General features: G+C 71.8%; 23 protein-coding genes and 1 tRNA gene. 6 read left to right on the forward strand and 18 right to left on the reverse strand.

Annotated features, from left to right (window positions below):
- Window positions 1-237: 237 nt before the first annotated feature.
- From ACFYY6_RS14545 to ACFYY6_RS14560, 4 genes are all read right to left on the reverse strand, one after another.
- Complete coding sequence (locus ACFYY6_RS14545; RefSeq protein WP_351518988.1) at window positions 238-1,572, reverse strand: AAA domain-containing protein; 1,335 nt, start codon at window positions 1,570-1,572, stop codon at window positions 238-240.
- A 174-nt stretch (window positions 1,573-1,746) separates the two neighbouring features.
- Complete coding sequence (locus tag ACFYY6_RS14550) at window positions 1,747-3,387, reverse strand: hypothetical protein (RefSeq protein WP_351633693.1); 1,641 nt, start codon at window positions 3,385-3,387, stop codon at window positions 1,747-1,749.
- Entirely contained in the window at window positions 3,378-4,691 is a 1,314-nt protein-coding gene (locus tag ACFYY6_RS14555; RefSeq protein ID WP_351633690.1) for a hypothetical protein, read from the reverse strand. Before ACFYY6_RS14555 ends, ACFYY6_RS14550 begins: the two co-directional genes overlap by 10 nt.
- Entirely contained in the window at window positions 4,576-5,577 is a 1,002-nt protein-coding gene (locus ACFYY6_RS14560) for a phosphatase PAP2 family protein (protein ID WP_351518993.1), read from the reverse strand. The genes ACFYY6_RS14555 and ACFYY6_RS14560 overlap by 116 nt, the downstream gene beginning before the upstream one ends.
- A gap of 352 nt (window positions 5,578-5,929) precedes the next feature.
- Here ACFYY6_RS14560 and ACFYY6_RS14565 point away from each other — a divergent pair, with 352 nt between their 5' ends.
- Entirely contained in the window at window positions 5,930-6,535 is a 606-nt protein-coding gene (locus ACFYY6_RS14565) for a histidine phosphatase family protein (RefSeq protein WP_351518994.1), read from the forward strand.
- A 98-nt stretch (window positions 6,536-6,633) separates the two neighbouring features.
- Here the strand turns inward: ACFYY6_RS14565 and ACFYY6_RS14570 are convergent, their stop codons facing one another.
- On the reverse strand, window positions 6,634-8,004 hold the full coding sequence (locus ACFYY6_RS14570) for a tetratricopeptide repeat protein (protein WP_351633686.1): 1,371 nt from the start codon (window positions 8,002-8,004) through the stop codon (window positions 6,634-6,636).
- Window positions 8,005-8,297: 293 nt separating this feature from the next.
- Here ACFYY6_RS14570 and ACFYY6_RS14575 point away from each other — a divergent pair, with 293 nt between their 5' ends.
- On the forward strand, window positions 8,298-8,765 hold the full coding sequence (locus ACFYY6_RS14575; protein ID WP_351633683.1) for a hypothetical protein: 468 nt from the start codon (window positions 8,298-8,300) through the stop codon (window positions 8,763-8,765).
- 210 nt (window positions 8,766-8,975) lie between these two features.
- Window positions 8,976-9,923, forward strand: coding sequence for a fused MFS/spermidine synthase (locus ACFYY6_RS14580; protein WP_351518999.1), 948 nt, complete (start codon window positions 8,976-8,978; stop codon window positions 9,921-9,923).
- Window positions 9,924-10,007: 84 nt separating this feature from the next.
- On the opposite strand, the gene ACFYY6_RS14585 is transcribed toward ACFYY6_RS14580, so the two are convergent.
- Entirely contained in the window at window positions 10,008-10,445 is a 438-nt protein-coding gene (locus ACFYY6_RS14585) for a DUF6892 domain-containing protein (protein WP_389193305.1), read from the reverse strand.
- 229 nt (window positions 10,446-10,674) lie between these two features.
- Window positions 10,675-12,477: a 2-isopropylmalate synthase gene (leuA, locus tag ACFYY6_RS14590; RefSeq protein ID WP_351519002.1), complete on the reverse strand. Its 1,803-nt coding sequence runs from the start codon at window positions 12,475-12,477 to the stop codon at window positions 10,675-10,677.
- Between the two features lie 166 nt (window positions 12,478-12,643).
- On the opposite strand from leuA, the gene ACFYY6_RS14595 reads away from it, so the two are divergent.
- Window positions 12,644-13,345, forward strand: coding sequence for a FadR/GntR family transcriptional regulator (locus ACFYY6_RS14595; RefSeq protein WP_386607688.1), 702 nt, complete (start codon window positions 12,644-12,646; stop codon window positions 13,343-13,345).
- Between the two features lie 343 nt (window positions 13,346-13,688).
- Here ACFYY6_RS14595 and ACFYY6_RS14600 read toward each other — a convergent pair whose 3' ends face one another.
- Window positions 13,689-13,895: a hypothetical protein gene (locus ACFYY6_RS14600; RefSeq protein ID WP_351633674.1), complete on the reverse strand. Its 207-nt coding sequence runs from the start codon at window positions 13,893-13,895 to the stop codon at window positions 13,689-13,691.
- Entirely contained in the window at window positions 13,892-14,143 is a 252-nt protein-coding gene (locus tag ACFYY6_RS14605; protein ID WP_351519006.1) for a hypothetical protein, read from the reverse strand. Before ACFYY6_RS14605 ends, ACFYY6_RS14600 begins: the two co-directional genes overlap by 4 nt.
- A gap of 103 nt (window positions 14,144-14,246) precedes the next feature.
- On the opposite strand from ACFYY6_RS14605, the gene ACFYY6_RS14610 reads away from it, so the two are divergent.
- A complete protein-coding gene (locus ACFYY6_RS14610; protein WP_351519007.1) occupies window positions 14,247-15,026 on the forward strand; it encodes a GntR family transcriptional regulator in 780 nt (259 codons plus the stop codon).
- A 634-nt stretch (window positions 15,027-15,660) separates the two neighbouring features.
- Here ACFYY6_RS14610 and ACFYY6_RS14615 read toward each other — a convergent pair.
- The 7 genes from ACFYY6_RS14615 to ACFYY6_RS14645 all read right to left on the reverse strand — a co-directional run bounded on the left by ACFYY6_RS14615 (window position 15,661) and on the right by ACFYY6_RS14645 (window position 20,374).
- Window positions 15,661-15,936: a hypothetical protein gene (locus ACFYY6_RS14615; RefSeq protein WP_351519009.1), complete on the reverse strand. Its 276-nt coding sequence runs from the start codon at window positions 15,934-15,936 to the stop codon at window positions 15,661-15,663.
- 302 nt (window positions 15,937-16,238) lie between these two features.
- Window positions 16,239-16,487: a hypothetical protein gene (locus ACFYY6_RS14620; protein WP_389193309.1), complete on the reverse strand. Its 249-nt coding sequence runs from the start codon at window positions 16,485-16,487 to the stop codon at window positions 16,239-16,241.
- Window positions 16,488-16,683: 196 nt separating this feature from the next.
- Entirely contained in the window at window positions 16,684-17,340 is a 657-nt protein-coding gene (locus ACFYY6_RS14625; protein WP_389193312.1) for a hypothetical protein, read from the reverse strand.
- Between the two features lie 594 nt (window positions 17,341-17,934).
- The gene (locus tag ACFYY6_RS14630) at window positions 17,935-18,087 is read right to left on the reverse strand and encodes a hypothetical protein (RefSeq protein WP_386610288.1); all 153 of its coding nucleotides are present in this window, start codon (window positions 18,085-18,087) and stop codon (window positions 17,935-17,937) included.
- 157 nt (window positions 18,088-18,244) lie between these two features.
- A tRNA-His gene (locus ACFYY6_RS14635) sits at window positions 18,245-18,317 on the reverse strand.
- Between the two features lie 215 nt (window positions 18,318-18,532).
- A complete protein-coding gene (gene orn / locus ACFYY6_RS14640; protein WP_073783223.1) occupies window positions 18,533-19,135 on the reverse strand; it encodes an oligoribonuclease in 603 nt (200 codons plus the stop codon).
- Window positions 19,136-19,144: 9 nt separating this feature from the next.
- Window positions 19,145-20,374: a helix-turn-helix domain-containing protein gene (locus tag ACFYY6_RS14645; RefSeq protein ID WP_351519013.1), complete on the reverse strand. Its 1,230-nt coding sequence runs from the start codon at window positions 20,372-20,374 to the stop codon at window positions 19,145-19,147.
- Window positions 20,375-21,367: 993 nt separating this feature from the next.
- On the opposite strand from ACFYY6_RS14645, the gene ACFYY6_RS14650 reads away from it, so the two are divergent.
- Window positions 21,368-21,889, forward strand: a complete 522-nt coding sequence (locus ACFYY6_RS14650) for a universal stress protein (RefSeq protein WP_351519014.1) — start codon at window positions 21,368-21,370, stop codon at window positions 21,887-21,889.
- A gap of 692 nt (window positions 21,890-22,581) precedes the next feature.
- Here the strand turns inward: ACFYY6_RS14650 and glmS are convergent.
- Both glmS and ACFYY6_RS14660 read right to left on the reverse strand, forming a co-directional pair.
- Window positions 22,582-24,411 (reverse strand): glutamine--fructose-6-phosphate transaminase (isomerizing), encoded by a 1,830-nt coding sequence (gene glmS, locus ACFYY6_RS14655; protein ID WP_351519015.1) that lies wholly within the window; start codon window positions 24,409-24,411, stop codon window positions 22,582-22,584.
- Window positions 24,412-24,530: 119 nt separating this feature from the next.
- The gene (locus ACFYY6_RS14660) at window positions 24,531-24,806 is read right to left on the reverse strand and encodes a hypothetical protein (RefSeq protein WP_073783215.1); all 276 of its coding nucleotides are present in this window, start codon (window positions 24,804-24,806) and stop codon (window positions 24,531-24,533) included.
- Between the last annotated feature and the right edge of the window lie 24 nt (window positions 24,807-24,830).

A 24,830-nucleotide genomic window follows, 5' to 3' on the forward strand; every position in this document is an offset into this window, starting at 1 on the left:
GGCCCTTGCTGAACTGCCGTCTGCCGTGCGGCGCCCGGCACTTCCCCGAGCTCTCGGCTCCGCTCGGCCAGGGGGCCCCATCGCTCGCGGCGTTGTCGGGGGCGTACGTCCGGTACGAGGGCGGCCCTCCGCCTCGCGGGCCTGCGCACCGGGCGCCGCACGGCCCGGCCTCCAGCCGGCCGTGCGGCACTTCGAAGAAACGGCCCGCGGCGCGGAGCACCACCGGCGGTCGGGCGCTCACGGCCGCCAGGACACCCGGTGTTCCGACAGGTGGGACAGGACTGAGTGGTTGGCTTCCCAGCCATCCGGGAACTTCACCGTGACGCCCAGGCGCACCGGCTCCGTCGACGGGTGCTCGTCCAGCAGTTCCGCGACGCCCGCCCGGCACACCACGACGCAGGCGTGCCGGTGGCGCGAGGCCAGGACGCACAGGCGGCCCGTCTCCAGGTGGAACGCCGTGGCGTCCGGGCGGCCGGAGAGCGGGTGCAGTACCACCGTCACGTCGAACTCGCGGCCCTGGAGCCGGTTCGCCGTGTCCACGGCCACGCCCGTCACGCCCAGGTCCGCGAGGGCCGCCCGGACCGCCGCCGCCTGGTCGCGGTGGGCGGTGCCGACAGCGACCCGGTCCGCCGTCACCGGGACCGGGCCCAGGGAGCGCTCACTCGTCGCCGCGGCGCCCCGGTCGAGGAGCCGACGGACCACCACGGCCACCGCCCGTACCGCCTCGGGGTCGGTGCGGGGGGTGTGCCGGGCCGGGAGTTCGAGCAGGCCCCAGCCGGACTCCGCGGCCTCGTCCAGCACCCGGTCCGGCGCCGAACCGTCGGACGCGACCCCGAACGACAACCGGCGGTCCCCGTGGTCCGTACCGCTGCGGAACGGCGTGTACGGGTAGAACGCGTCCGAGACCAGCGGCGCGGCCGAGGCCGGCAGCCGCCACGACACCGGAAGCCGGTGCTGCGGAAGCCCGGGATTGTGCGCCAGGAGCGTGGAGACCGCGCTCGCGGACGGGTCGTAGGACAGCCCGGCCCACTGCTCCGCGCCGACGATCGAGAACGGGTCCAACTGGCCCGGGTCACCGACGAACAGCGCCCGCTCGAACAGCCCCGCCACGGCGAGCAGCGCGTCCGAACGCATCTGGTACGCCTCGTCGACGATCGCGTGACCCCACGGCTCGACGTTCTTCACATGCGCCCACTTCGCGGCCGTCGAGATGACGATGTCGAGCCCCGCGAGGTCGGCCGCCTTGGCCGACTTCCGCACGTTGTCCAGGCCGTCCAGCACCGGGTCGTACGGGTCGGAGTCGTTGCTGTGCAGACGGCCCACCGGCAGGTCCGGGGCCTTCTCGGCCAGCCGGACCACCAGGTCGTCGACCTGGGCGTTGGTCTGTGCCACCACCATCAACGGGCGGCCCGCCGCCGCCAGTTCGAGCGCGGCGCGCACCACGAGCGTCGACTTGCCCGCGCCCGGCGGGGAGTCCACCACGATCCCGCGCGACGCACCGCCCAGGGTGTCGGCGAGGATCGCTTCGGTCGCCCGCGCGGCCTGGACGCCCGGGTCGGATCCGGCCGTCATGGCGACTCCTTCGGGGTCACGCGTCACCACGAGGTCCTCCTGGGTCCTGTCGTCGAAGTGTCGTCGTTCGGCCAGAGGCCGGGCCGTGCGGCGTACCGGGCGTCGCACGGCAGGCGGCACTTCGACGACCGGGCCGAGCGCCCCTGTCACAGCACACCTCTCCACCCTCTCGCGTCACAGCAGATCCTCCGCGGTCACGGGGTCGGGATGCTCGGCGTGCCCCGCCGCGCCCGGCGGCCCGCCGTGCGTCCAGGGAGTCTCCTCCGGGTCCGGCAGCTTCGGGCCGCCGCGCTGGTCGTGCTCGAACAGCGTCCAGACGATCCGGTCACCCGGCTCGGGCACCGAACCGGGGGCCGGCTCCTTGCTCCGCCCCATCCGGTCGGTGATCCGCAGCACCAGCGCGGGCCCGCGCCCGTCCCCGGCCACGCCCCCGTCCGCGTTCCCGTCCTCCGGCTCCGCCACGTACTCCACGAACTCGGCGGTCTGCGGTCTGCCGTCCAGCGAGCGATACACCTTGACGCGCTCACCGAGATGCGGGCGCTCGTCCGTGCGGACCGTGACCAGCGGACGCGGCGACGGGCGCTTCGACTCGCTGTACGCCATCACCACCTCCGTCACCTGGCCCACGAACGCCTCACCGGCGAGCCGCCGCCCGGCCAGCACCAGCGGATCGTCCAGCGCCTCCTGCGCCTCCAGCTGCGCCTGAGCCGTCTCGCGCGAGGCCAGCTTCTGCGCCGCCGTCACCGCGTCGTCCCGGCGCGGCTGCGGCGGCTCACCCGACCGCACCCGGTCCCGGTGACCGGTGAACGACCAGCGGTCCCGCGTCCAGCGCTCCTGCGTCCTGGCCCCCGCGGGCAGCTCCCGCAACAGGTCGAGCCCGCGCCACACCGCGTCCCACGTCGGCCGCATCACCCCGGCCAGCAACGCCCTGATCTCACGCTCGGCGGCGGTCAGTCCGGCCAGCCGGGCATCGGCCGACAGGCCGTCCTCGGCAGCCGCGAGCGCGGTGCGCGCCCGGTCGTACCGCTCGATGGCGGGCGCCAGCAGCCGGTTGTCGAACGCCGGATCCGTGGCCGGACCGGCCGGGGGACACAGCAACTGGCCCTCGCCGTCCCGCGCCGACTCCGCGCGCAGCGCCGCCGACGCCCCGGACTCGCCCGCAGGGGCGTCGATCCAGGCCAGCAGCGCGCCCAGATGCTGGTCCTCCAGGCTGCTCTGCCCTGTCGCCCAGTGCCGGTTCAGCAGATCCGTGACGGCGAGCAGCAGCGAGGAACCCGGCACCCGGGCCCGTTCCCCGTAATGCGTCAGCCAGCGGCCCAGCAGCGGGACGCGGGGCGGGGCGGGGTACGGGGCGTCGGGTTCGTCCTCGGCCGTGCGCCGGAACCGCATGGAGCGGCCGAGCAGCCGCACGAAGTCGATGCCCGCCCGGCTCGGCACGATCAACTGCGGTGCGTCCGCGCACAGTTCGACCTCGACCTTGGTCCGCTTACCGGTCGCCGGGTCGGTCTCGTTGCGTTCCGCGGGCTCGACGACGTCCTCGTACGCCTCGATGTGCGGCAGCACCGCGTCGGCCAGGTCGGCGAGGAAGGAGAACCGCAGGTCCCGGTCGCGCGGCTGCGGGACCGCCAGCAGCCGGGGCGCGTCCCGGTCGGTGCCGACCAGCGCACCCAGCGGCGCGCCCGCCTCACCGGCGGTCGTCAGCGGCACCAGGACCAGCGGCCGGTCGGTGAGATGACGGTGCCGGACCGTCGCCAGCGGTCGCGCCCGGCCGCTCTCCACGGCCTCCAGCCGGGCCAGGGTACTGATCAGCGACATGCCGCAGCGCTCCCCGGGACCGCCCCGCCCGCCGCCGGTACGCCAGTGCCGCTCCCCGGCACGCCCGCGCCGCCGTTCCGTATCGCCGCGCCGTTCCCCGGCGCACCAGCGCCGCCCGTCGGGAACCCGCCGACGCACTCCAGCGCCTCCGCGCGCAACGCCGCCGCGCGCCGCAGGGCCGCGACCGTCGGGTCCGCCGGATCGCCCTCCTTGCCCGCGGCGGCGGCCAGCACCGCGCCGACCGTGGTCAGCCCGCCGAGTTCCCCGCGCACGCTGCGCCCCAGCGCCTCCACCGCACCCGCCGTACGGGCCTTCGCCCGGCAGTGGAAGGCCAGTTCGCACGTGGACAGGCACTCCGGAGCGTATGCCGCGCCGACCGATTCGACCGCCGCGTCCAACTCCCGTGCCGAACACGCCGGATCGAAGGTCGTGCCCTCCGGCAGCGCCGCGGCGATGTCCTCGATCCGGGTCAGCCTGGTCAGCTGGCGCCGCGTGACCGCGCGCTGCTTGCGCACGTCGACGACCGACGCGGTGGGCAGGTTGGAGAAGTCCTTCGGGCAGACCAGCAGCACCCGGTGACCGGCCTCGGCGCCCTCGGTCAGCTCCGCGAGGCGCTCCAGCGCCAGCACGTAGACGGCGGACTGCCGGGCCGCCGCCCCGACCTTCGCCGCGTCGGCGGAGCCGTCGACCATGGGGAAGGACTTGATCTCGATGACCGTCCACGTGCCGTCGGGGTGCACCACCACCGCGTCCGGCTCCAGGTGGACCGGGGAGCCCGCCACGTCCAGGGTCAGCATCGGGTGGTCCAGCAGGGCCCAGCAACCGGCCCCGGTCGCCTCCCGCAGCGCGAGCGCCGTCCGCGCGGAGCGGCCCTGGGGACCGGCGGCGGCCAGATCGGGCACCAGCACCTCGTCGGGTGCCGGACCGCCGCCGCCGAGGTGCTCGTACAGCAGCCGCATCAGCTCCGCACCGCCGTCGGCCTTGACCTTGGCCTCGAAGGAGTTGCCCCGGACGAGAGCGAACTGCGACTGTCCGAAGGGCGCCGGTGAGCCGAGCGCCTCGGCCAGCGCCGCCTTGTCCACCCCGGCGCCGTCCAGCAGGGCGCGGCGCCGGCAGCCGGGGTTGGCGGCGAGGGCGGCCAGCGCGCGGGCGTCCAACGGACGCGGCGCGACGTCCGGCCCGCGCAGCTCAGCGAGCCGCTGTCGAAGCGTCGTCCCCCGTCGCTCCGGCTCCCGCTCGTGCGGCGGCTTCGGCCCGGGGGACGGGGCGGGCCGGGGCGCCCGCGGCGCCCGCCGTTCCGGCATGGGGGGAGTCTGCGGAGGTGGTCCGCTGGCCAGGGATTCGCTCACCCGCCGAAGTCTCGCATCCGGCACTGACAATCGCGGACTCGGCGGACTTCGCGGTCGGCGCGAGCCGCGGGAAGCGGGTGGAGAGCCGGGCCCCGACCCGGTCGGTGACGCGCATCACCGGGGTGGTCAGCAGGGCTCCGACGCCCATCACGGCGGCGCCCGCCACCGCGTCGAGGAAGTAGTGGTTGGCCGTGCCCATCACCACGAGCGTGGTGACCAGGGGGTACGCGACGGCGGCGGCCCGGACGAGCGGGTGCCGGGCGTGACGCCACAGCACGATCCCGCACCAGAGCGACCAGCCGACGTGCAGGCTGGGCATCGCCGCGTACTGGTTCGTCATCCCGCCCAGACCGCGCGGGGCGCTCGCCTCCGCGCCCCACCAGCCGTACGAGCTGTACTGCGCCATCGTGTCGACGAAGCCGTGCGCGGCGTCCAGCAGCCGGGGCGGGCAGGTCGGCATCAGCGTGAAGCCGACGAGACCGAGGACGGTGGACGTCATCAGCCAGGTGCGGGCCCTGCGGTACAGGGTCGCGCGGCGGCGGAAGAGCCAGACCAGGACGGCCGGGGTGACCAGGTAGTGCAGCGAGGCGTACGCGAAGTCGGAGGGTATGCCGAGGGCGGGGTGGGCGGTGAACAGCCGGTTGAGCGGGTGCTCGGCGTTGATGTGGAGCGTCTGCTCCAGGCGCAGGATCGCCAGGCCGTGATCGACGGCCGTGGACACGTCGCCGCGCGCCAGGAGCCGGCCCGCCGAGTAGGCCGCGTACACCAGGGCCAGCAGAGGCAGCTCGGTCCACCAACGGGGCCGCGGGCGAGGCTCGGGCACGGTGCTGGCATGCTGCATCCGGTTGCTCTCCATCATGTGTTCAAGCGGCCGACGGCGGGCGTTCAACCGTAGGGCGCGGGTCGGCCGCGATCACCCCTGGGGTGCCCGTCGGATCCCCCCGTGCGCGGATTCTTCTGCGCAGAGAGGGACGCCTGTTCCGCCCCGTGGGTTGCCTTCCGGAGCGGTGCGCGATGATGGAGAAACGGAAGATCCGCGTCGACTCAATGTCGAGCCGATGCCGGACCCATGTCGAGTGGGTGTCGAGCCGATGTCGACTCCTCTTCGACTCGTTTTCGCCTTGATCTCCGGCCTCGGATCCCTTCTCGGGGAATCGGCCCAGATCTCAGTTCAGTTCAGGGAGAGAGCCGTCATGGCACCGCGTATCCTGCTCGCCCGGCACGGCCAGACGGAATGGTCCGTCAAGGGCAACCACACCGGCAGGACGGACATCCCCCTGCTCGACTCGGGCCGGGCCGGCGCCAAGCTGCTCGGCGAACGGCTGCACGGCGGACCGTGGGCGGAGCTGCCGGGTCTCGAAGTGCGCACCAGCCCGTTGCTGCGGGCCAGGGAGACCTGCGACATCGCGGGCTTCGCGGACCGGGCCGAGCCGTGGGACGCGCTCCTGGAATGGGACTACGGGGCGTACGAGGGGATGACCCCGGCGCAGATCAAGGCGATCCGGCCCGACTGGTTCATCTGGCGCGACGGGGTGCCCGAGGGGGAGTCCCTGGCCGAGCTGTCCGCACGCGCCGACCGGATCGTCGAATGGGCCCGCTCGGCCGACCGCGACGTGCTGGTCTTCGCCCACGGTCACATCCTGCGGGCGCTGGGCGCGCGGTGGCTCGGCGAGGACGTGTCGTTCGCGGCGCGCATCAGGCTCGACCCGACGTCCCTCTCGGTACTGGGCTGGGCGTACGGGGCACCGGCGATGGAACGCTGGAACGACACGGGCCACTTGGAGCGTCCGGGGCGGTAGCCGGACGGGACCGGGTGTGCCCTCCGGCCCCGGCCCTCCGGCCCCGGCCCTCCGGCCCCCGGCCCCGGCCCCCGGGGGCTTCGAGCCCTTCGGGTCGCCTACGTGGAGACCCCCGACACGGCCGCGTACCGCTCCAGATATCCCCGTACCTCGTCCGCCGCGTCCCGGCGCGGGGCGAGCACCTGCGTCGTGCCCGCCAGCATCGTCCGGATGCGCGAGGACCGGACGCCGTCCAGCAGGTCCAGCACCCGGTGGCCCGCCGTTGCCGCCTCCTCGGCCCGGCCGGCCCGGGCGAGGTCCCAGGCCAGCTCGGCCCGGTACAGCGCCAGGTTCCGGGTGAAGTGCGGGTCCTGGAGCCGGATCGCCCGCCGTGCGTGGCGGGCCGCCCGCGACCAGTCGCCCAGCGCCGACCAGCACTGCGCCTCCAGCATCTCCAGTTCCGCCTCCCGGAAGAACGTCATCCACTCCGGATCGGCGTCGCACGGTCCGCGGTCGAACGCGGTGCGGGCCCGGCCGATCGCCCGTTCGCAGCCCGTCCGGTCCCCGAACCCGGCCCGCCCGCCCGCCTCCCGCAGCGCGAGCAGGGCCAGCAGCCGCGGCGAGCCCAGCGGTCGCGCCGCCCGCTGCCCGGCCTCGGCGGCGCGGACGGACTCGCGGGGCCGCCCCGTGTCCCTGGCCAGGAACGACGCGTTGCAGAACGCGTGCGCCTCCAGCGCCGCGTCGCCCGCCACCCGTGCCGTGGCGAGCGCCTCCGCGTAGTGCGAGCGGGCGTCCTCGAACCGGCCGGAGTCATGGGCCAGCCAGCCCACCGAGATGGCCAGTTCGCCCGCCCCGGCGTGGAGCCGGTCGGCGGTGGAGCGCCTGGCGGCGGTACCGGAGTCGAGCAGCGCGTACGCCGTCCGCAACGGCCGCGACGCATCGCGGTACAGCCCGTCGCCGCCGTGCCGGTCGTCGAGCAGCCGGATCCGGCGTACCGCGCTCTCCACGGCACTGACCTCGGCCTCGCCGACCCGGTGCCGGTCGGGTGCGGTGGCCCTGGCGGCGGGACCGGGACCCAGGGGTGCGGCCGCCAGCACGGTGGTGCCGCTCGTCATGAATACGCGACGCAGCACGTCGCTCTCCTCGTCGGTGTCGCTGTGGAGCACAGGGGATTCGCTGTGGAACACAAGGGGTGAGGGGATTTCGGTGGTGGTGGCCCGCGCGGCCCGGCCGCGTACCGTCTCGCGCGGCGAGAAGCCCAGGTCCACCAGGGACATCCCGGGGAACATGTGCAGGAAGACCCGCTCGTACGCGTAGTTGGGACAGCGGATCTCGCCGGACTCCACGCGTCCGATGTACCGGGCGTCGCACGCGACCCGTTCGCCGATCTCGCGGGCGGATCTGCGTACCGCGGCGGCGAACTCCCCGGCGGAGCGCTGGCCGCGCAGCCGTCGGAAGGCGAGGTTGGGAACTGCCCCTGTCGACACCATGGACCAGGACCTCTCTTCTGCAGCCGGGTTTCTGCTTCCGGTGCCCCGGTGTGTCCCGGCGGTGCACGAACGTACCGGCTGTGACCGGCCGCACAGGGAGTGTTTGCTGATAAAAGGCGCATCTCACCCGCGATCTGCCATGAACTGCCACCCATTGCGGCGGCGTGGCGCCGTAGCCCTTGACGCGGTCGGCGCGTTGGACCCTTCGCAAGACGGAATCCGGCTTCGCCCGGTGATGAGATCCGGCGGTGATTCGCCCAGTGATGAGAACCGGCGATGAGAGGAGAGGTCCCTTGTTGCATCTCGGCACGGAGACCGGCTCGCGGACGACTGCGACGACCCCGGCCACGAAGGCGGTGACGGATACGACGGATGCCGCACCACCCGCCGCGTCCACGGGGGGCCATGACGCCGAACCCTGCGATCTGGTGACCGTTCCGGCCCGTCAGGGACTGGAGGCCGTGGACATCCTGCGCCGGGGCGCCGACCAGGAGGCCGTGGGCCCGGTCCTGCACGACGGAGCCTGTGACACCCTCGGCTTCCTGGTGCCGCCGGGCACGGCCGAGGCGTGGGACGTCCCGGGCAGCGCCTGTACGCGCACCGACGGCCGCGGGCTGAGCGTCCCCGCCGAGCCGTCGACCGGCGACAGCGGCTGGCTGCTGCCGCCCGGGGACGACGCCCCCCTCACCGACCCGGCCGTGCTGCGGGCCGCCCTCGACCAGGCGGCCCGGCTGATCGAGGCGGCCGACAACTGCTGCTGACCGCCGCCCGCGCGCCCGTGCCCCATCGTGTCTGCGTCTGTGCCCGTGGCCGCGCCCGTGCGGGTCTCCACGGACCTCCTCCTCGCTACGGGGCCGGCCGCCACGGGCGTTTGGCAAGGGCGCTCATAATGGGCCGGTGGCCGGGGTTCCCCGGCACGGCCGGTCGCGCACCGGTCCGGAGCGATGAGCGGTGAGCAGGCACGAGCGGCAGTGGCACGTCGAGGAGCGTCGAGCGGGGGCGCGACCGCCCGCAAACGATCCGGCCGCAAGGCCGACAGCGGTACCGGGCACGAGGCCGGGCGAGGATCCGGGCGCGGGGGACGCGGCGCGGAGCCCGTCGCCGAGCAGGTGGACGGTGGTCTCGCCGAGCTGGTGCCCGACCGGGAGCGCCCCCACGCCTGGACGCTGACCCTCGACGGTGCCCCTCAGTCCCATGTGGACCTCGACGATCCCACGTACCTGTCCTTCGAATACCAGCGCAGGATCGGCCACATCGCGGACCTCGTCGCACCGCCCGGGCAGCCCCTGCACGTCGTGCACCTGGGCGGCGGCGCCTTCACCCTGGCCCGCTACATCGCCGCGACCCGGCCGCGCTCCACCCAGCAGATCGTCGAGACGGACGAGGCGCTCGTCCGACTGGTGCGCCGCCAGCTGCCGTTGGACCCGCAGGCCAGGATCCGGGTCCGTGCCGCCGATGCCCGCGCCGGGCTCGGGAAGGTCCACGAAGGCTGGGCGGATCTGGTCATCGCGGACGTCTTCAGCGGCGCCCGCACCCCGGCGCACCTCACCAGTACGGAATTCCTCACCGAGGTGCGACGGGTCCTGAAGCCCGGCGGGAGTTACGTGGCCAACCTCGCGGACGGCCCGCCGCTGGCCCATCTGCGCGGCCAGATCGCCACCGCGGCCGCCGTCTTCCCCGAACTGGCGCTCGCCGCCGACCCGGCCGTCTGGCGCGGCCGTCGCTTCGGCAACGCCGTGCTGCTCGCCTCGGACCTGCCGCCGAAACTCGCGGAACTGACCCGCCGGGTCGCGACCGATCCGCACCCCGGACGCGTCGAACACGGGCGGGCGCTCGCCGACTTCACCGGCGGCGCGGCGGCGGTGACCGACGCGGACGCCAGACCCTCCCCGGCGCCACCGCCGTCGGCGTTCGGCTGACACCGGCGGCGGACCGCACCCGTTCACCGGCAGCGCCCGTTCACCGACCGGGCCGGTGGTACCGGATCCGGACGGGCCGCTTTCTCAGGCGATGGTCTCGATGCCCCGGGCCCTGAGGGTCTCGCTCGCGTCCGGGACGGTCAGCGTGAGGGAGCGTGCTCCGAGGAACCGCTTCAGGTTCGGCACGAGCTCCAGATCGTCCAACGAGCGGACGTCGAAGAGATCGTCCTCCCCGTCCCAGACGGGCGCGCACTCCATGAAAACCTTGTTCCCGCCGTCGAACGTCAGCCGCTTCACGCTCGCCAGCAGGTCGTCGCCGATCTCCAGCCGCTCGAAGTACGCGCGTGCCTCGTCGAGCACCTGGTACTCCAGGTCGTTCTCCTCCACGTAGGCGTGGAGATCATCGATCCCTCGGGCACGCATGTGGTCCTCGATGCTGAACCGGGGCGTCAGCGTCTCGTCGATGTACATGAGCTGCTCGACGACCAGCAGTTTGAAGTTGAAATCACGAAAGACCGCCATCAGCCACGTATATCAGCGGCCGCCGACAGCGCCTGCCGACAGCGCCCGTTCACCGAGCGGGCGCGGCGGCGGTACGGGGACGACCGCACCGGGCCCCGCCCGCCCGCCCCCGTACCTCCCGCGTCGACACGCCCCGTACGGACCCGCGTACGGGCGGCCGGTGCGGGCCTGCACGCCGTTCCCGTGTACGGGCGGACGGGCAGCGCCCGGCCGCCGGGGCCGTGCCGCGCTACCCCGCCCGGTTCACCGCCGACAGCACCGCCAGGATCGACGCCGTGAGGACGGACGTGTCCCGGCCCGCGCCCCAGCACCGCTTCCCGTCGGTGCCCACCCGGCACTCCGCGTACGCCACCGCGGGACTGCCCTGTCCCGACGTCGTCGCGTGTTCGGTGAAGTCGAGGACGTCCACCTCGATCCCGGCTGCCGCCAGGGCGTGGGTGAACGCCGAGACCGGGCCGTTGCCCGTACCCTCGTAGTCGCCCTCCCGCTCACCCACTCGCAGGGTGCAGACGAACCGGTGCTCACCGGCCGGGTTCCGGTCCGTGGACCAGGACGTCAGGACCACGTCCCCGTCCCGTCCGGGGACCAGGTACGTCGCCTCGAACAGCTCCCAGAGGTCCTTCGGCGTGGCCTCCAGGCCGCTGTCGTCGGTCGCGGTCTGCACCGTGCGGGAGAAGTCGGCGCGCATCCGGGGCGGCAGGTCCACGCCGTGGTTGCTCCGCAGCAGATGGGCGATGCCGCCCTTCCCCGACTGGCTGTTGACGCGAATGACCGCCTCGTACGTACGCCCCAGGTCCGCCGGGTCGATCGGCAGGTACGGCACTTCCCAGCGCTCCTCGTCGCCGCGTGCGCGACGGGCGAACCCCTTGCTGATGGCGTCCTGGTGGGTGCCGGAGAACGCGGTGTGGACGAGCTCGCCGGCGTAGGGGTGGCGGGGCGGTACCGGCAGCCGGTTGCAGTGCTCGACCGTGCGGCGGATCTCGTCGATGTCGGAGAAGTCGATCATCGGGTCCACACCCTGGGCGTGCAGGTTGAGGGCCAGGTTGACCAGGTCCACGTTGCCGGTGCGTTCGCCGTTGCCGAACAGGCAGCCCTCCACGCGCTGCGCGCCCGCCAGGACGGCGAGTTCGGCGCAGGCGGTGCCGGTGCCGCGGTCGTTGTGCGGGTGGACGGAGAGGATCACCGCGTCCCGCCGGGCCAGGTGGCGGTGCATGTACTCGATCTGGTCGGCGTACACGTTCGGCGTCGCGATCTCCACCGTGGCGGGCAGGTTGTGGATGACCGGCCGGTCCGGGGAGGCGTCCCACAGCTCGGTGAGGCCGTTGCACAGCTCCAGGACGAAGTCCGGCTCGGTGAGGATGAAGACCTCGGGGGAGAACTCGAAGCGGATGTCCGTCCCGGGCAGGGCCCGCGCCAGCCGGTCCATCCGGGCCGCCGCGTCCGTCACCAGGGCGCGCACCTCGGCGCGGCTGCGGCCGAGCACGACATCCCGCCAGACCGGCGCGGTCGGCGTGTACAGGTGGACGACCGCGCGGTCCAGTCCCTCGACGGACTCGAAGGTCCGGTCGATCAGATCAGGCTTGGCCGGGGTGAAGACGACGACGGTGACGTCGTCCGGCACGGCGTCGGTCCCGACCAGGTGCCGTACGAAGTCGAAGTCCGTGCGGCTCGCGGACGGGTAGCCGATCTCGATCTCCTTGTAGCCCATGGCGACGAGCAGGTCGAACATCCGGCGCTTGCGCGGGGTGTCCATCGGTTCGGCCAGCGCCTGGTTGCCGTCCCGCAGATCCACGGGCACCCAGAGCGGGGCCTGTTCGATACGGGCCTGCGGCCAGGTGCGGTCGGTCAGTGGCACCTCGACGCGGTCGAACGCCGAGCGGTAGCGGTGGAAGGGCATGGAGCTGGAACGCTGCCGGTTCCAGTGGGGCGCGTCGGCGGGCACGGGGCCGCGTGGGGTGCGGATCGTCGGGAAGCGGTGCACCGGCGCCGGAACGGGGCGGTCGGCGGTCGGGGAAACAGGGCTCTCGGACATGGAAACGGTCTCTTCTCGCATCGTCGGATGCGACCGGCACAGCACACGGCACCCACGGCGGGGTGCCGGTCGCGTCAGGCCCCGCCGCGGCAGCCGAGAAGAAGGAGACCGCTGTGCGTCATGCCGGTACAGTAGCCAGAAAGCAAGTCCTCAGACAACCTGACAGGTGAATTCGGTGTCCTCGCTCGGTCCGCTCCGCCCCAGCCCCCTGGTCGAACAGGCCACGCACCATCTGCGTGAGCAGATCACCGGGGGGCACTGGCCGGTCGGCACGAAGATCCCCGGCGAGACCAGCCTCGCCAAGACGCTCGGCGTGGGCCGTTCCACCGTCCGCGAGGCGGTCCGCACCCTGGCCACCCTCGGCCTGCTCCAGTCCCGCCAGGGCGCGGGTGTCTTCGTCGTCGCGGACCAGGTGACGGAGGACTGGCCGACCAGGCTGCGCCGCGCCTCGGTCGCCGACGTCTACGAGGTGCGCATGCTGATCGAGGTCCAGGCGGCGCGGCTGGCCGCCCGCCGTCGCACGGACGAGGACCTGGTCGCCCTGGACGCGGCGCTCGCCGCCCGGCGAGCGGCGGGCGTCGGGGCGGACGCGGAGTTCGTGGACGCGGACATCGCGCTGCACGCGGCGGTGGTGGCCGCCGCCCACAACCCCGTACTCACCGATCTGTTCGGCGAGTTCGCCCCCGCGCTGCGGCAGGGGCTCATCGACCTCGTGGACCTGCTGGGGCTGCGTCGCGAGGACCCGGACCATGGCGACGCCACCCACGACGCACTGGTGCGGGCCGTGGTGGCCGGCGACGCGGAGTCCGCGGGACGGGCCGCCCAGGCGGAACTGGAGGCCACACTGGCCCGGTTGAGGACGGCGTAGGCCGCGTCGTCGCAGTGTCGTCGAGGCGTCGTCGTTCGGCCGGGGGCCGGGCCGTCCGGCGTCCGGTGTTTCCCCGAGTTCCCGGCTTCGCTCGAACAGGGGAGACCCCATCGATCGCGAGGGGGAGGACCGTCGTCGTACCGGACGACGAGGACGAGTCCGACAACGCCGCGAGTGTGTGCGCCGGGCGTCGCACGACGGGCGGCGCTTCGACGACACGGCCCGGGCGTCACGAACCGCGGACGCCGCACGGACAGTGGTCCGGCTGACGCGGTTGCCGTGGTCGTCGTCGCGGCCATGGCGGCCGGGAGACACCGGGACGGCTCGCGGCGGGGCCGCCGGGCTATCGCGGTCGCGCGTCGGTGCAGCAGGGCCCGGTCCACACTTCGGTGTCGAGGACGTGGGCGCCGAGCCGGTCGGGGATGACGCCGACGCGGACCGTGCCGGTGGTGAGGGGCGTCCTGCACCAGACACAGGCGCGGCCGGCGGCCTGGTCCCACGTCAGCGTCCTCGGGTCGGGAAGGGGGCGGGCGGAGGCGGTGGTGGTCACTGCGTCTCTTCTCTGTAGATCTCGGCCCAGACGACGTCGCCGTCCCCGGTGCGGTCGTGGCCGTACCGGTCGGCGGTGCCGAGAGCGCGGAGGATGGCGGACCGGGTGACGGGGCTCAGATCGGCGGGCAGGTCGGCCTCGATCCGGATCGCGTCGGCCGTCTCCGTGATGCGCGGCTCACTGCTGGTCGCCGCGGAGAGCAGCGAAGCGAGCGCGACGACCTGTGGAAGCGCGACAGACATAGACATCCCCTGACGGTCGGCCGTCACGGTTCGTGAGGCTGAATATTCAGCTTCGACCTGATGGGTTAGCTTTGTCAATGTCGCCGTACAACGTTCGGAGTTCGCGCACATGCCACGTGAAGCGCCCTATCTGCGAGTGGCCGCCGCTCTGCGCGCTCGTATCGAAGCGGGTGAATGGGTCGTGGGCGACAAGCTCCCGTCCCGGGCCCGGATCGCCGAGGAATACGGCGTGGGCCAGTCCGTCGCCCAGCGCGCCATGGAGCGCCTGATCATCGAGGGCATCCTCGAAGGGCGCGCCGGATCCGGCACCTACGTACGCCGACCGCGCGAGCGGCTGCGCATGGTCCGCTGCCGGAACCGCGAGGGCGGCGGGGCGACGTTCCACGCCGACATGCACAAGCAGGTCCGCACCGGAACGTGGGAGTCCCGCAGCGCCGCCCGCACCCCGGCCCCGGTCCACATCGCCGAACGGCTGGCCATCGAGCCCGGCGATCTCTGTGTCGTCACCCAATACGAGTTCCTCGCCGACGGGCTTCCCGCTCAGCTCTCCGAGTCGTGGGAACCCATGGCCATCACCGACGGCACCCCGATCGTCCTGCCTGAGATGGGCCCGCACGCCGGTGCCGGCGTCATCGCGCGGATGCGGTCGATCGGCGTCGTCATCAGCGGTGCCGTCGAGGTGCCCCGTCCGGCCCGCGCCTCGCAGGAGCAGGCCAACCTGCTGGGCGTAAGCGTGGGCGACCTGATCACGGTGGTGGAGCGGACCTACTACGACACCGACGGGCACCCGGTCGAGACCGCGGACATCATCGTTCCCGATGTGCGCTGGGAGATCGCCTACGAGTTCACCGTCGACCAGCCCGAGACCCCGCCCGCCCCGGGCGCCTGACCGCGGACGCCCCGACCCCGGGCACCGTCCCCGCGGGGGCGCGGCCCCGGGCACGGGCGTGGCCCCGGATTCGTGAACCCCGCGTTTCCGCCTGCCCGTTCCCAAGTGCCGGAACATGAAGAAGGGCTGACCGGTTTCACGGGTCGGCCCTTGATGGTTCAGGGTGAGCGGGACTCGAACCTGTTTCGTTGCCCGCTCTTGACCTGCGAGAACGCCGAGAATCGGGCCGGACTCGGTCAGTTCGACACCAGTGCGGACCACTGAACGCCGCACCGTGCGGCCTCGTGCGGCCGCGGCCGAACGATGGATCGGACCGTTGGCGTTGCAGGCGCGGTGAGTAGCAAAGCCGGTAACCGATATGGCCTGGACCGAAGCTCCGCCCCCGTCGAAGCAGGAGCATCAAGACGGGCGCGCCTCCGGGCCGACCGGGCCGGGCCCCGCTCCCCGAAGGCTTCCTCCGGTGCTGCGCCGGACGTCGGCCGGACAGATCAAAAAAGGGGCGAGGCGGAACCATGCCGAAGCCCTGGGCGCTCCCCCGATACGGCAGCCGGGCCACTCACCGGCCTGCCAATGCCCCGACAAGGTAAAACGGTCCGACGGGAAAACCGCCGGACCGTCGGACCGCTACGAAAGGTCAAGACCCGAAGGTGACGATGTAGACGGGGCTGTTATCGGGGTGCTCCTGGTGCACTACCGGGCATGACGTCTGCTGCGCGCTTTCCTCAGTCTTGACCTGGATTCCGCAGAAGGGCGACTCGTCCCAGTTGAGCTCGTTGATGAAGCTGAGCACGGGGATGTTGTCACCCTCGCCCTCTGCGTTACGGGTGTCAGCGCTGGCCCCGCCGATGCCGGCGAAAAGGATCCCGCAGGTGGCCACGGCCACCGCTGCGATCTTCTGGACGTTCCTCACTATGTTCTCCTTCGCTGCTCTGCCCCAGATCGGGCAGATTCCATAGAGAACGATGCGCGGAAAGGATCAGCGTGTAACGTCATTCTCCCCTTGAGCACTCGCATGGCCGCACAAATCGCAAGATCCTGGAGTATTACCTATGGGTGGGAATTTTCCAACGAGTCTCGTCAGGAATGTGCCGGACGTGTGCGCTCCCGTCTGCCTCCCGGACATAGCCGAACCTGTTGTGTGAGGGGCGGCTCGCATCGTTCCACCAGCGCCGGGCGTCCTTGACCCCGAGGGTCGCCAGCATTGGGCGCCACCTACTGCAGATCGTCGCCGAGAACCTCGCGTCGGGCGGCGAGCACCTTGCGGTCGAGCGCGTTGGTCATGCGGATCGCCACGGAGGTGAGAAGGAAGAAGGAGATCGTGAAGAGGATCTGGGTGACGATGCTGATGTTGCGGGTGGCGCCGGCGATGATCAGCGTGATCACATTGCCGGAGAGCCAGGCGAACCAGATGCGGAACTTCTCGACCCTTACGGCGGACCGGGCTTCGCGACAGCTCGCCATCGGTTGCTCCCCTTGACGTGGTGATGAGGGGAATCGTGCCATGGGTGTGCTGGTGGAGCGAAGGGAATGCGAAGTCCCGCGATGTGGGGCGGGCCCGTGTTTGTCCGGGCATGCCGGACGTGGGGCCACCATGGATAATCTGGTCTCTGATTGCAACCATGGGTGTAGTGCTGATGGTGCGGCTGGGCGATGCATTTCAGAGCCACTCGTCAAACACGTATGTGACGGCCCGGCGCGTCAGTTCTTCCTCGATCAGGCGTTGTCGATCAGTGCTCGGTGCGGGTTGTGGTGCTGGGGTGTCGACGGGGTGTACCCAGAAGATGGAGTTGCCACCGGGCAGGGCCGTTATCCCGGTGAAGCGCATGTCGCCGGCAAACCAAATCAGCCCTCGCCCATCTGTGAGGCCGATCCATGTTTCGTGGGGCATGGCCGGGGCGAGGAACTGGCGGACTGCCTCTCCTTGGGGGTCGAGTAGTAGCAACCGCCTGGTCTGGTTTCCAGGGATGGCGTCCACGCGGCATGGCCATGCCTGCCACGGGCTTGTCAGGACTGCCGAGGATATTTCCTCAAGTTTGGCTGCTTTGCGTTTTAGTGTGCCGACGGCTGATCCGATCAGGGCTCCCAAAATCAAGGTTGTGAAGAGGAATGAGAGGAATGCGCCCCATTGCTTGGAGACGATGCCGATAATGCATGAACCGATGAAGGAGATAGTCAGAACTTTCCCAGTTGACGGAAGGTCGCGTTGCTTCTGCGCGATCTCGTCGCGCGCTCTCTCCACTTCCGGCCGTAAAGCGGCTGTCAGTTCGGCGGCGGGCAGTGACGTGACCTGGTACCCGAACTCTTCCGCCAGCACAGCGCCCCCCGTGGCAGTCCATGACCTGTGGAGCCATTGAACCGCCAAAGGCCCTGCGTCCGGCAGGGGTTGAACAGGCCAGGGGATGGGGTGGTGCAGTGGTGAGGCCCTGCTCCCGGGGGATGTGGGGCGGCGGCCTCGGTCCGTAGCGGCGCCGAGCCAGGAGCGCGGAATGGGACGGCTTCTGCGGTACGGGCGGGGTCCGACATGCCCGGGGCGTCCGACAGGGTGGGGCGCGGTGTCGGACGGGGCCGTCTACGGGGTGGGCTGCCGGACGGGGAAGGATCCGGGGATGGGGCGGCCGGCGCGGGGAGTTCGGATGCGTCGGACGACGCGGAAGGCGGGTCGGGCGCCGGGTTTCGGTGGGGTGGGGGCGGTCTTCTGGGCAGGGTTCGGCTTGGCCATGGAGGGGCCTGTCCTGCGTGGTCGGGGCCCGTCCGGCAAATGCGACTGCTGCGGGCCTACTGTGTGTCAGGCGGCGTGCCGGCCGGCGAAGTACCGGCCGCGGGCTGAGCAGATGTGGCGTGGTGTTGCACCATCGCCGTCGGGGAGGGGCTGGAAGGGACCGCGGGAGTCGGTGACGCGGCCGTACAGTCACAAGGCCGCGTACTCGGCGTCGGGCGTCGGCCGGTCCCGGGGCCTCTCGGGCGCCCCGGAACTGGGCGAGCGCGTCCCCGGCGGGCGGTCGCTGGAGGCTTCGGCGACCGCGTCGGCGCAGTCGAGCAGCTGCTCATGTACGGCCGTCATGGTGTCGAGGATGTCGATGCGGCAGGGGGCGGGGGATTCGCCGGTGCCGGATCCGTCGCGTGCGCCACGCCGGCATACGTTGGGCCATGGTTGGGCCGCGAATCGGAAAGAGATCGACCCCTGACCCGTTTTCCCAGGTCAGGGGTCGATCATTCAGGGTGAGTAACGGGACTCGAACCCGCGACATCCTGGACCACAACCAGGTGCTCTACCAGCTGAGCTATACCCACCGTGTCCGGTCGTTTCCGACCGGCCGAGAAAAAGTGTACAGGGTCCGGGAGGGTGCTCGCGCCACAGTTGTTCGGCCGTCGCCCGGAACCCCCGAAAGGCCCATGACCAGTGACTTCGCCACGGGCCGCGGCGTGTCCGCGAAGCCCCGCCGTACTGCCCGCCCCGTACGCTGCGCGCGGGCCGGGCGGTACGGCGGCGCTCCGTGGGCCCCGGCCTACGGAGCGGGCGGCGCGACGCGCTTCGCGATGGCCTTGGAGTGCTCCGAGTCCGGCCCGGGCTGCGGGACGAAGACCGCCTCGCGGTAGTAGCGAAGCTCCGTGATGGAGTCGCGGATGTCCGCGAGCGCCCGGTGGTTGCCGTTCTTCTCCGGGCTGTTGAAGTACGCCTTCGGGTACCAGCGGCGCGCCAGCTCCTTGATCGAGGACACGTCGACGATCCGGTAGTGGAGATAGCCCTCCAGCGCCGCCATGTCCCGTGCCAGAAACCCGCGGTCGGTGGAGACCGAGTTCCCGCAGAGCGGGGCCTTGCCGGGCTCCTTCACGTGCTCGCGGACGTACGCCAGCACCTGGGCCTCGGCGTCGGCCAGGGTGGTGCCACGGGCCAGCTCGTCGAGGAGGCCCGAGGCGGTGTGCATCCGGCGCACCACCTCGGGCATCGCGTCCAGGGCCGCGTCCGGCGGGCGGATCACGATGTCCACCCCTTCGCCGAGCACGTTCAGCTCCGAGTCGGTGACCAGCGCGGCCACCTCGATGAGTGCGTCGTCCGCCAGCGAGAGCCCGGTCATCTCGCAGTCGATCCACACCATGCGGTCGTTCATGGCCCCACCCTACGGGGCGCTCCTCTGCCCCGGCAGGGCCGGGCGTCCGGTGACGTATGCGTCGGGGCCCGGCTTCCCGAGCTCCGGCACTCCCGCCGCGACTGCCGACGGCGTCACGACATGAGGCCCCGGCGTCATGGCCGCACCGCGCCGGCCCACCGCACCCGCCTGGGCGGGCACGATCGTCTCCAGCACGTCACCGCTCCCTTCGACGCCTCCGCCCTGCGGACGACGGGCCCGGTAGGCGGCCCGGTACGCGGCGGGGGAGGAGCCCAGCTGGCGCCGGAAGTGCCCGCGCAGCGCGACCGGCGAACGGAAGCCGCAACGGCCCGCGACCTCGTCGACCGAGTACTCGGACGTCTCCAGCAGCCGCTGCGCCTGCAGCACCCGCTGGGTGATCAGCCACTGGAGCGGCGCGCTTCCGGTGAGCGAGCGGAACCTGCGGTCGAAGGTCCGCCGGCTCATGTAGGCGCGCGCGGCCAGCGTCTCCACGTCGAACTGCTCGTGGAGGTGCTCCAGCGCCCAGGCCACGACCTCGGCGAGCGGGTCGGAGCCGATCTCCTCAGGTAAAGACCTGTCGAGGTAGCGCTCCTGACCGCCACTGCGCCGCGACGGCACGACGAGCCGACGGGCCAGCGCCCCGGCGGCCTCCGTGCCGTGGTCGGTGCGGACAATGTGGAGGCAGAGATCGATCCCGGCGGCGGTCCCGGCCGACGTGAGCACATCGCCGTCGTCGACGAAGAGTTCACGCGGATCGACGTGGACCGACGGATAGCGCTTGGCCAGCGTCGGCGCGTACATCCAGTGCGTGGTCGCCGGGCGGCCGTCCAGCAGGCCGGCCGCGGCCAGCACGAACGCGCCGGTGCACAGCCCGACGATGCGGGCCCCCTCCTCGTGGGCGCGGCGCAGCGCGTCCAGCGCCTCCGCGGGCGGTGGCGAGGTGATCGAACGCCAGGCGGGCACCACGACGGTGCCGGCCCTGCCGATCGCCTCCAGTCCGTAGGGCGCGGTGAATTCGAGTCCCCCGGTGGTTCGCAGCGGTCCCTCTTCCCCGCCGCAGACGAGCAGCCGGTAACGCGGGACTCCCGCGTCCTGTCGATCGATTCCGAACACGGAGAGCGGGATCGAGCTCTCGAAGATGGGGCCGCCGCTGAAGAGCAGCACGGCGACGACTTCTCGTCGTCGTCGGCCGCTGAGCTTCCGTGCAGCCTCCGTTGCGGTGGCGGAGTCCTGGCTCATGACGCTAAGCCCCCCTCGGTGTTCGCGTCTTCCTGGTCCTTGCGGGCCTGTCGCTCCTGCACTTTTCCCCTCGGTCCTGCACGGGTCCCCGGTCCTCGATACCCAAGATCGAATCTACTGCGTCCCGTGCTGCAGTCGTGACAAGTTCACCAACCGGCGTTATGTCGACAAGGCAACTTGGCGGGAAGCATTCGATCACGAAGCGTTTCACTCGGCAGCCCTCCATGGAAGGGCGTCTGGCCTTGATGGCCCGTCCCCGTCCCGTCTTCGACGGGCAGAATCGTACCGCGCGGTCTCTTCCTTCCTGGTGGCAAGGGGGTTGATCGGCCATTTCGGCAAGGGGCCTATGGGGGTGAGAAGTTGGCTGAAAATAGATGGTTGTGTATACGTGATTCAGTCAGTAGACCGGCGCACAACCCCGTTGCCCGACTGCTTCTTTGCGCCCCCCTGGGCAGGTCGGGCGACCGATCGTCCCGTATGTCGGGGTGCTGTCGACGAGCGAACGGATTCCGACCTGCGGGCCGGTATCGGTCCGTCGTCGGGTGACGGGGGCCGGGGTGGGGTGGCGGGGGCGGGTGGGGAGGGCGGGTGTCGACGAGGCGGGCCGCCGTCGCGCCGGCCCCTCGCGGGGCGGTGATCCACTCCGTGCGGAGGCTGCGATTCCGGGGCGGTGCGGGGTTGCGCGGGGGCGGGCGGCGGTGTGACGGACGGGGCTGCGGAGCCGCCGCGGAGTCACGGAGGGGAACCGTCCGGGGGCGTACCGGAGTCGCTCCCGTCGGTGTACGGCGCAACCGGCATTGCCATACGGGTCCGCCTCGGGCATGCTCCGTGAAACGTCGCGCGCGCTTTGCGCGGGTCTGGGCAGTGGAGGAATGGCGCCGTACCCTTGGGGGTAAGGGGTTGGGAAGATGATTCCCGGACACCGCCACACCGCCCGCTGACACTCTTTCCCACGTCGCTCTCCTCACGAGGACTCTCTTCGCCGAGACACCGATGGCCGGTCACGAAATCCCCGAACCCGCCGACCGCAAGCAGGTGGCCGACCCCGTGTCGGGCCCGCAGGCGGCCGAAGAAACACGTCATTCCTGCGACCCTGCCTTCCAACACGGGGTCGTCGTCGGCTTCGACGGCTCGACCTCCAGCGAACGTGCGCTCGCGTACGCCATCGGCATGGCCCGTCGATCGGGTTCCGGCCTGATCATCGTCCACGTCGCCAACCGGCTGCCGACCACCGTCTGGGCGGGCTGCGAGCCGCCCGTCTTCGTCGACGTGCCCGACCACCGCACCGAGGTGCTCGGCCTGGAGCTCGCCTGCGCGGACTACCTCTCCGAGGTTCCCTGGGTGCTCGTCGAGCGTGGCGGGGACATCTGCCACGAGCTGGAGGAGGTCGGCCGGGAGTACTCGGCCGACGCCATCGTCGTCGGTTCCACGCACGGCGTCGTCGGCCGCATCTTCGGCTCGGTGGCGGGACGCCTCGCGCGGCGCGCCCAGCGCCCGGTCGTCGTCATTCCCTGAGCGGGAGAGCGGCGAGGCCGTAGGGCGCGTCGGCCGGTGGGCGGCCCCGTCCGCGCGGCGGCTGTCTCCGCGCGGCCCGGCCCGGTGCGCATCGGGCCCGCCGGTGCGCACCGGGCCGTCGTGGATCGCGCTCCGTCGCCTCCGTCGGCGCCGCTCCCGTCGTTCCGCCGTTCTCGCTGCCTCCGCTGCCTCCGCCCCTTCCGGGGCCTTCGCCCGTATTGCCCGTGACGGCGTCCCGGACCGGTCCGTCGTTCCGTAGTACGTCGCCGCGGTCGCCCTGGTCGCCACCCCCGTTGTAGGGGGCCGACCCGGCCGTGAGGTGTGATCCACTCGCCCGACGTGGCGTCAAGTCGCCTCTCGGAAACCGGCGATCCGCCGGGTGATGGTGGTGAAGTACCGGTGCGCGAAAGGTGCATATCGCTCAACGGGTTGCAGGGCGGGCGCTTGCGGCGGGCGTCCGCCGAGGGCGACGGCCGCCCGGGCGCGAGCCGTTGGTGCCGTCGGCCCCGGACGCGCCGTGCCGTTGTCGGCTCCGCGGGCGTTCGGTATCGGTCACTCACGAATGTGCCCGAGGGGCCGACAGGGGCCGGTACGGGAACGGCCCCGCACCCACCGCGACAGCGGGTGCGGGGCCGTTCGGCCGGGTGTGCGGCGGGCGCCGGGAGGACGGGACCGCCGCGACCGAGGCGGGTCTACTCGACGGTGACGGACTTCGCCAGGTTGCGCGGCTTGTCGATGTCCCGGCCCATGGCCAGCGCCGTGTGGTATGCGAAGAGCTGGAGCGGGATGCCCATCAGGATCGGGTCCAGCTCGTTCTCGTTCTTCGGCACGACGATGGTGTGGTCGGCCTTGTCCTGCGGCTGGTGGGCGACGGCGAGGATACGGCCGCTGCGGGCCTTGATCTCCTCCATCGCGGCACGGTTCTTCTCCAGCAGGTCGTCGTCCGGCACGATCGCGACCGTCGGCATGGCGGGCTCGATCAGCGCCAGCGGGCCGTGCTTCAGCTCGGAGGCGGGGTAGGCCTCCGCGTGGATGTACGAGACCTCCTTGAGCTTCAGGGACGCCTCGCGGGCCACCGGGTAGCCGCGCACCCGGCCGATGAACATCATCGACTTGGCGTCCGCGTATTCGGCCGCCAGCCGCTTGATCTCGTCCTCGTTCGCCAGGATCTCGTCGATCTGGGCGGGCAGCCTGCGCAGCCCGTCGATGATCCGCTTGCCGTCGGCGACCGACAGGTCCCGGATCCGGCCCAGGTGCAGGGCGAGCAGCGCGAACGCGACGACCGTATTGGTGAAGCACTTGGTGGACACGACGCAGACCTCGGGCCCGGCGTGCACGTACGTGCCGCCGTCGGCCTCGCGGGCGATGGCGGAGCCCACCACGTTGACGACACCGAGCACCCGGGCGCCCTTGCGCTTGAGCTCCTGGACGGCGGCCAGCACGTCGTACGTCTCACCGGACTGGGAGACCGCGATGTACAGGGTGTCCGGGTCGACGACCGGGTTGCGGTAGCGGAACTCGGAGGCCGGCTCGGCGTCCGAGGGGATCCGGGCCAGCTCCTCGATCAGCTGCGCGCCGATCTGACCCGCGTGGTACGAGGTGCCGCAGCCCAGGATCTTGATCCGGCGCACCCCGCGTGCCTCGCGGGCGTCCAGGTTGAGACCGCCCAGGTGCACGGTGGCGAACCGGTCGTCGATCCGGCCGCGCAGCACCCGGTCGACGGCGTCGGCCTGCTCGGAGATCTCCTTGTGCATGTACGTGTCGTGGCCGCCCATGTCGTACGACTCGGCCTCCCACTCCACGGTGGTGGGCGTGGCCGTCGTGGACGAGCCCTCCGTCGTGTACGTACGGAAGTCGTCGGCCTTCAGGGTGGCCATCTCGCCGTCGTCGAGGGTGACGACCTGGCGGGTGTGGGCGACGAGCGCGGCGACGTCGGAGGCGACGAACATCTCCTTCTCGCCGATGCCGAGGACGACCGGGGAGCCGTTGCGGGCGACCACGATCCGGTCGTTGAAGTCGGCGTGCAGCACGGCGATCCCGTACGTGCCCTCGACCGAGCGCAGCGCCTCGCGGACCTTCTCCTCCAGGCTGTTCGCCTGGGCTCGGGCGATCAGGTGGACGAGCACCTCGGTGTCGGTCTCGGAGAGGAAAACGACACCGTCGGCGACGAGCTTCGCACGGAGCTCGGAGGCGTTGTCGATGATGCCGTTGTGGACGACGGCGACCTTGTTGTCGGCGTCCAGGTGCGGATGCGCGTTCTCGTCGCTCGGGGCGCCGTGGGTGGCCCAGCGGGTGTGGGCTATGCCGGTGGTGCCGCTGAAGCGCTTGGGGACACGGGCCTCCAGCTCACGGACCCGGCCCTTCGCCTTCACCATCTTCAGGGCGGCGGGCTTCCCCGCCGACGCCTTGCCGGTGATGACGATGCCCGCGGAGTCGTACCCCCGGTACTCCAGTCGCTGCAGCCCTTCCAGCAGCAGCGGGGCCACATCGCGCTTCCCGATATATCCGACGATTCCGCACATAAAGTCTCTGCCCCTCCATCGATGTACTTGTCGTGCCCGACGCCCGGCCCTCGCGGTCGCGCCGTCCTCATTGGCCGGGCCGGCTCTCGCGGTCCTGCCGGTCCTTCGGCCGCTTCGGCTCAGCCGTAGACGATGCGGCGCAGCTGGCGGAGCGAGAGCTCCGGTGGCGCGACCGCGCGGTGCGGCAGCTCGGCCGCGATCCGCTCGAAGATCTCCGCGTTCACCAGGCCACCGGACTGAAGTTCCCGGTGACGGCGGCGCACGAAGTCGTCGGTCGTCTCGTCGAAGTACGCCAGCACGTCGAGTACCACCCGGGCGGCCTCACCGCGCTGGAGCGCGGTGCTGCGCACCAGGTGGTCGATGAGGTCGTCATGCGACGGGCGGCGTTCGAGCACTCGTTGATATTGCGGTGGAAGGGG

It is taken from the genome of Streptomyces sp. NPDC001750 (genome assembly GCF_042892615.1).
In the GTDB taxonomy this organism is placed as follows: domain Bacteria; phylum Actinomycetota; class Actinomycetes; order Streptomycetales; family Streptomycetaceae; genus Streptomyces.

Coding starts and splice junctions, on each gene's coding strand:
- ACFYY6_RS14545 (WP_351518988.1), bottom strand. CDS start 1,572: ATGACGGCCGGATCCGACCCGGGCGTCCAGGCCGCGCGGGCGACCGAA.
- ACFYY6_RS14550 (WP_351633693.1), bottom strand. CDS start 3,387: ATGTCGCTGATCAGTACCCTGGCCCGGCTGGAGGCCGTGGAGAGCGGC.
- ACFYY6_RS14555 (WP_351633690.1), bottom strand. CDS start 4,691: ATGCCGGAACGGCGGGCGCCGCGGGCGCCCCGGCCCGCCCCGTCCCCC.
- ACFYY6_RS14560 (WP_351518993.1), bottom strand. CDS start 5,577: ATGCAGCATGCCAGCACCGTGCCCGAGCCTCGCCCGCGGCCCCGTTGG.
- ACFYY6_RS14565 (WP_351518994.1), top strand. CDS start 5,930: ATGGCACCGCGTATCCTGCTCGCCCGGCACGGCCAGACGGAATGGTCC.
- ACFYY6_RS14570 (WP_351633686.1), bottom strand. CDS start 8,004: ATGGTGTCGACAGGGGCAGTTCCCAACCTCGCCTTCCGACGGCTGCGC.
- ACFYY6_RS14585 (WP_389193305.1), bottom strand. CDS start 10,445: ATGGCGGTCTTTCGTGATTTCAACTTCAAACTGCTGGTCGTCGAGCAG.
- leuA (WP_351519002.1), bottom strand. CDS start 12,477: ATGTCCGAGAGCCCTGTTTCCCCGACCGCCGACCGCCCCGTTCCGGCG.
- ACFYY6_RS14605 (WP_351519006.1), bottom strand. CDS start 14,143: ATGTCTATGTCTGTCGCGCTTCCACAGGTCGTCGCGCTCGCTTCGCTG.
- ACFYY6_RS14610 (WP_351519007.1), top strand. CDS start 14,247: ATGCCACGTGAAGCGCCCTATCTGCGAGTGGCCGCCGCTCTGCGCGCT.
- ACFYY6_RS14620 (WP_389193309.1), bottom strand. CDS start 16,487: ATGGCGAGCTGTCGCGAAGCCCGGTCCGCCGTAAGGGTCGAGAAGTTC.
- ACFYY6_RS14630 (WP_386610288.1), bottom strand. CDS start 18,087: ATGACGGCCGTACATGAGCAGCTGCTCGACTGCGCCGACGCGGTCGCC.
- orn (WP_073783223.1), bottom strand. CDS start 19,135: ATGAACGACCGCATGGTGTGGATCGACTGCGAGATGACCGGGCTCTCG.
- ACFYY6_RS14645 (WP_351519013.1), bottom strand. CDS start 20,374: ATGAGCCAGGACTCCGCCACCGCAACGGAGGCTGCACGGAAGCTCAGC.
- ACFYY6_RS14650 (WP_351519014.1), top strand. CDS start 21,368: ATGGCCGGTCACGAAATCCCCGAACCCGCCGACCGCAAGCAGGTGGCC.
- glmS (WP_351519015.1), bottom strand. CDS start 24,411: ATGTGCGGAATCGTCGGATATATCGGGAAGCGCGATGTGGCCCCGCTG.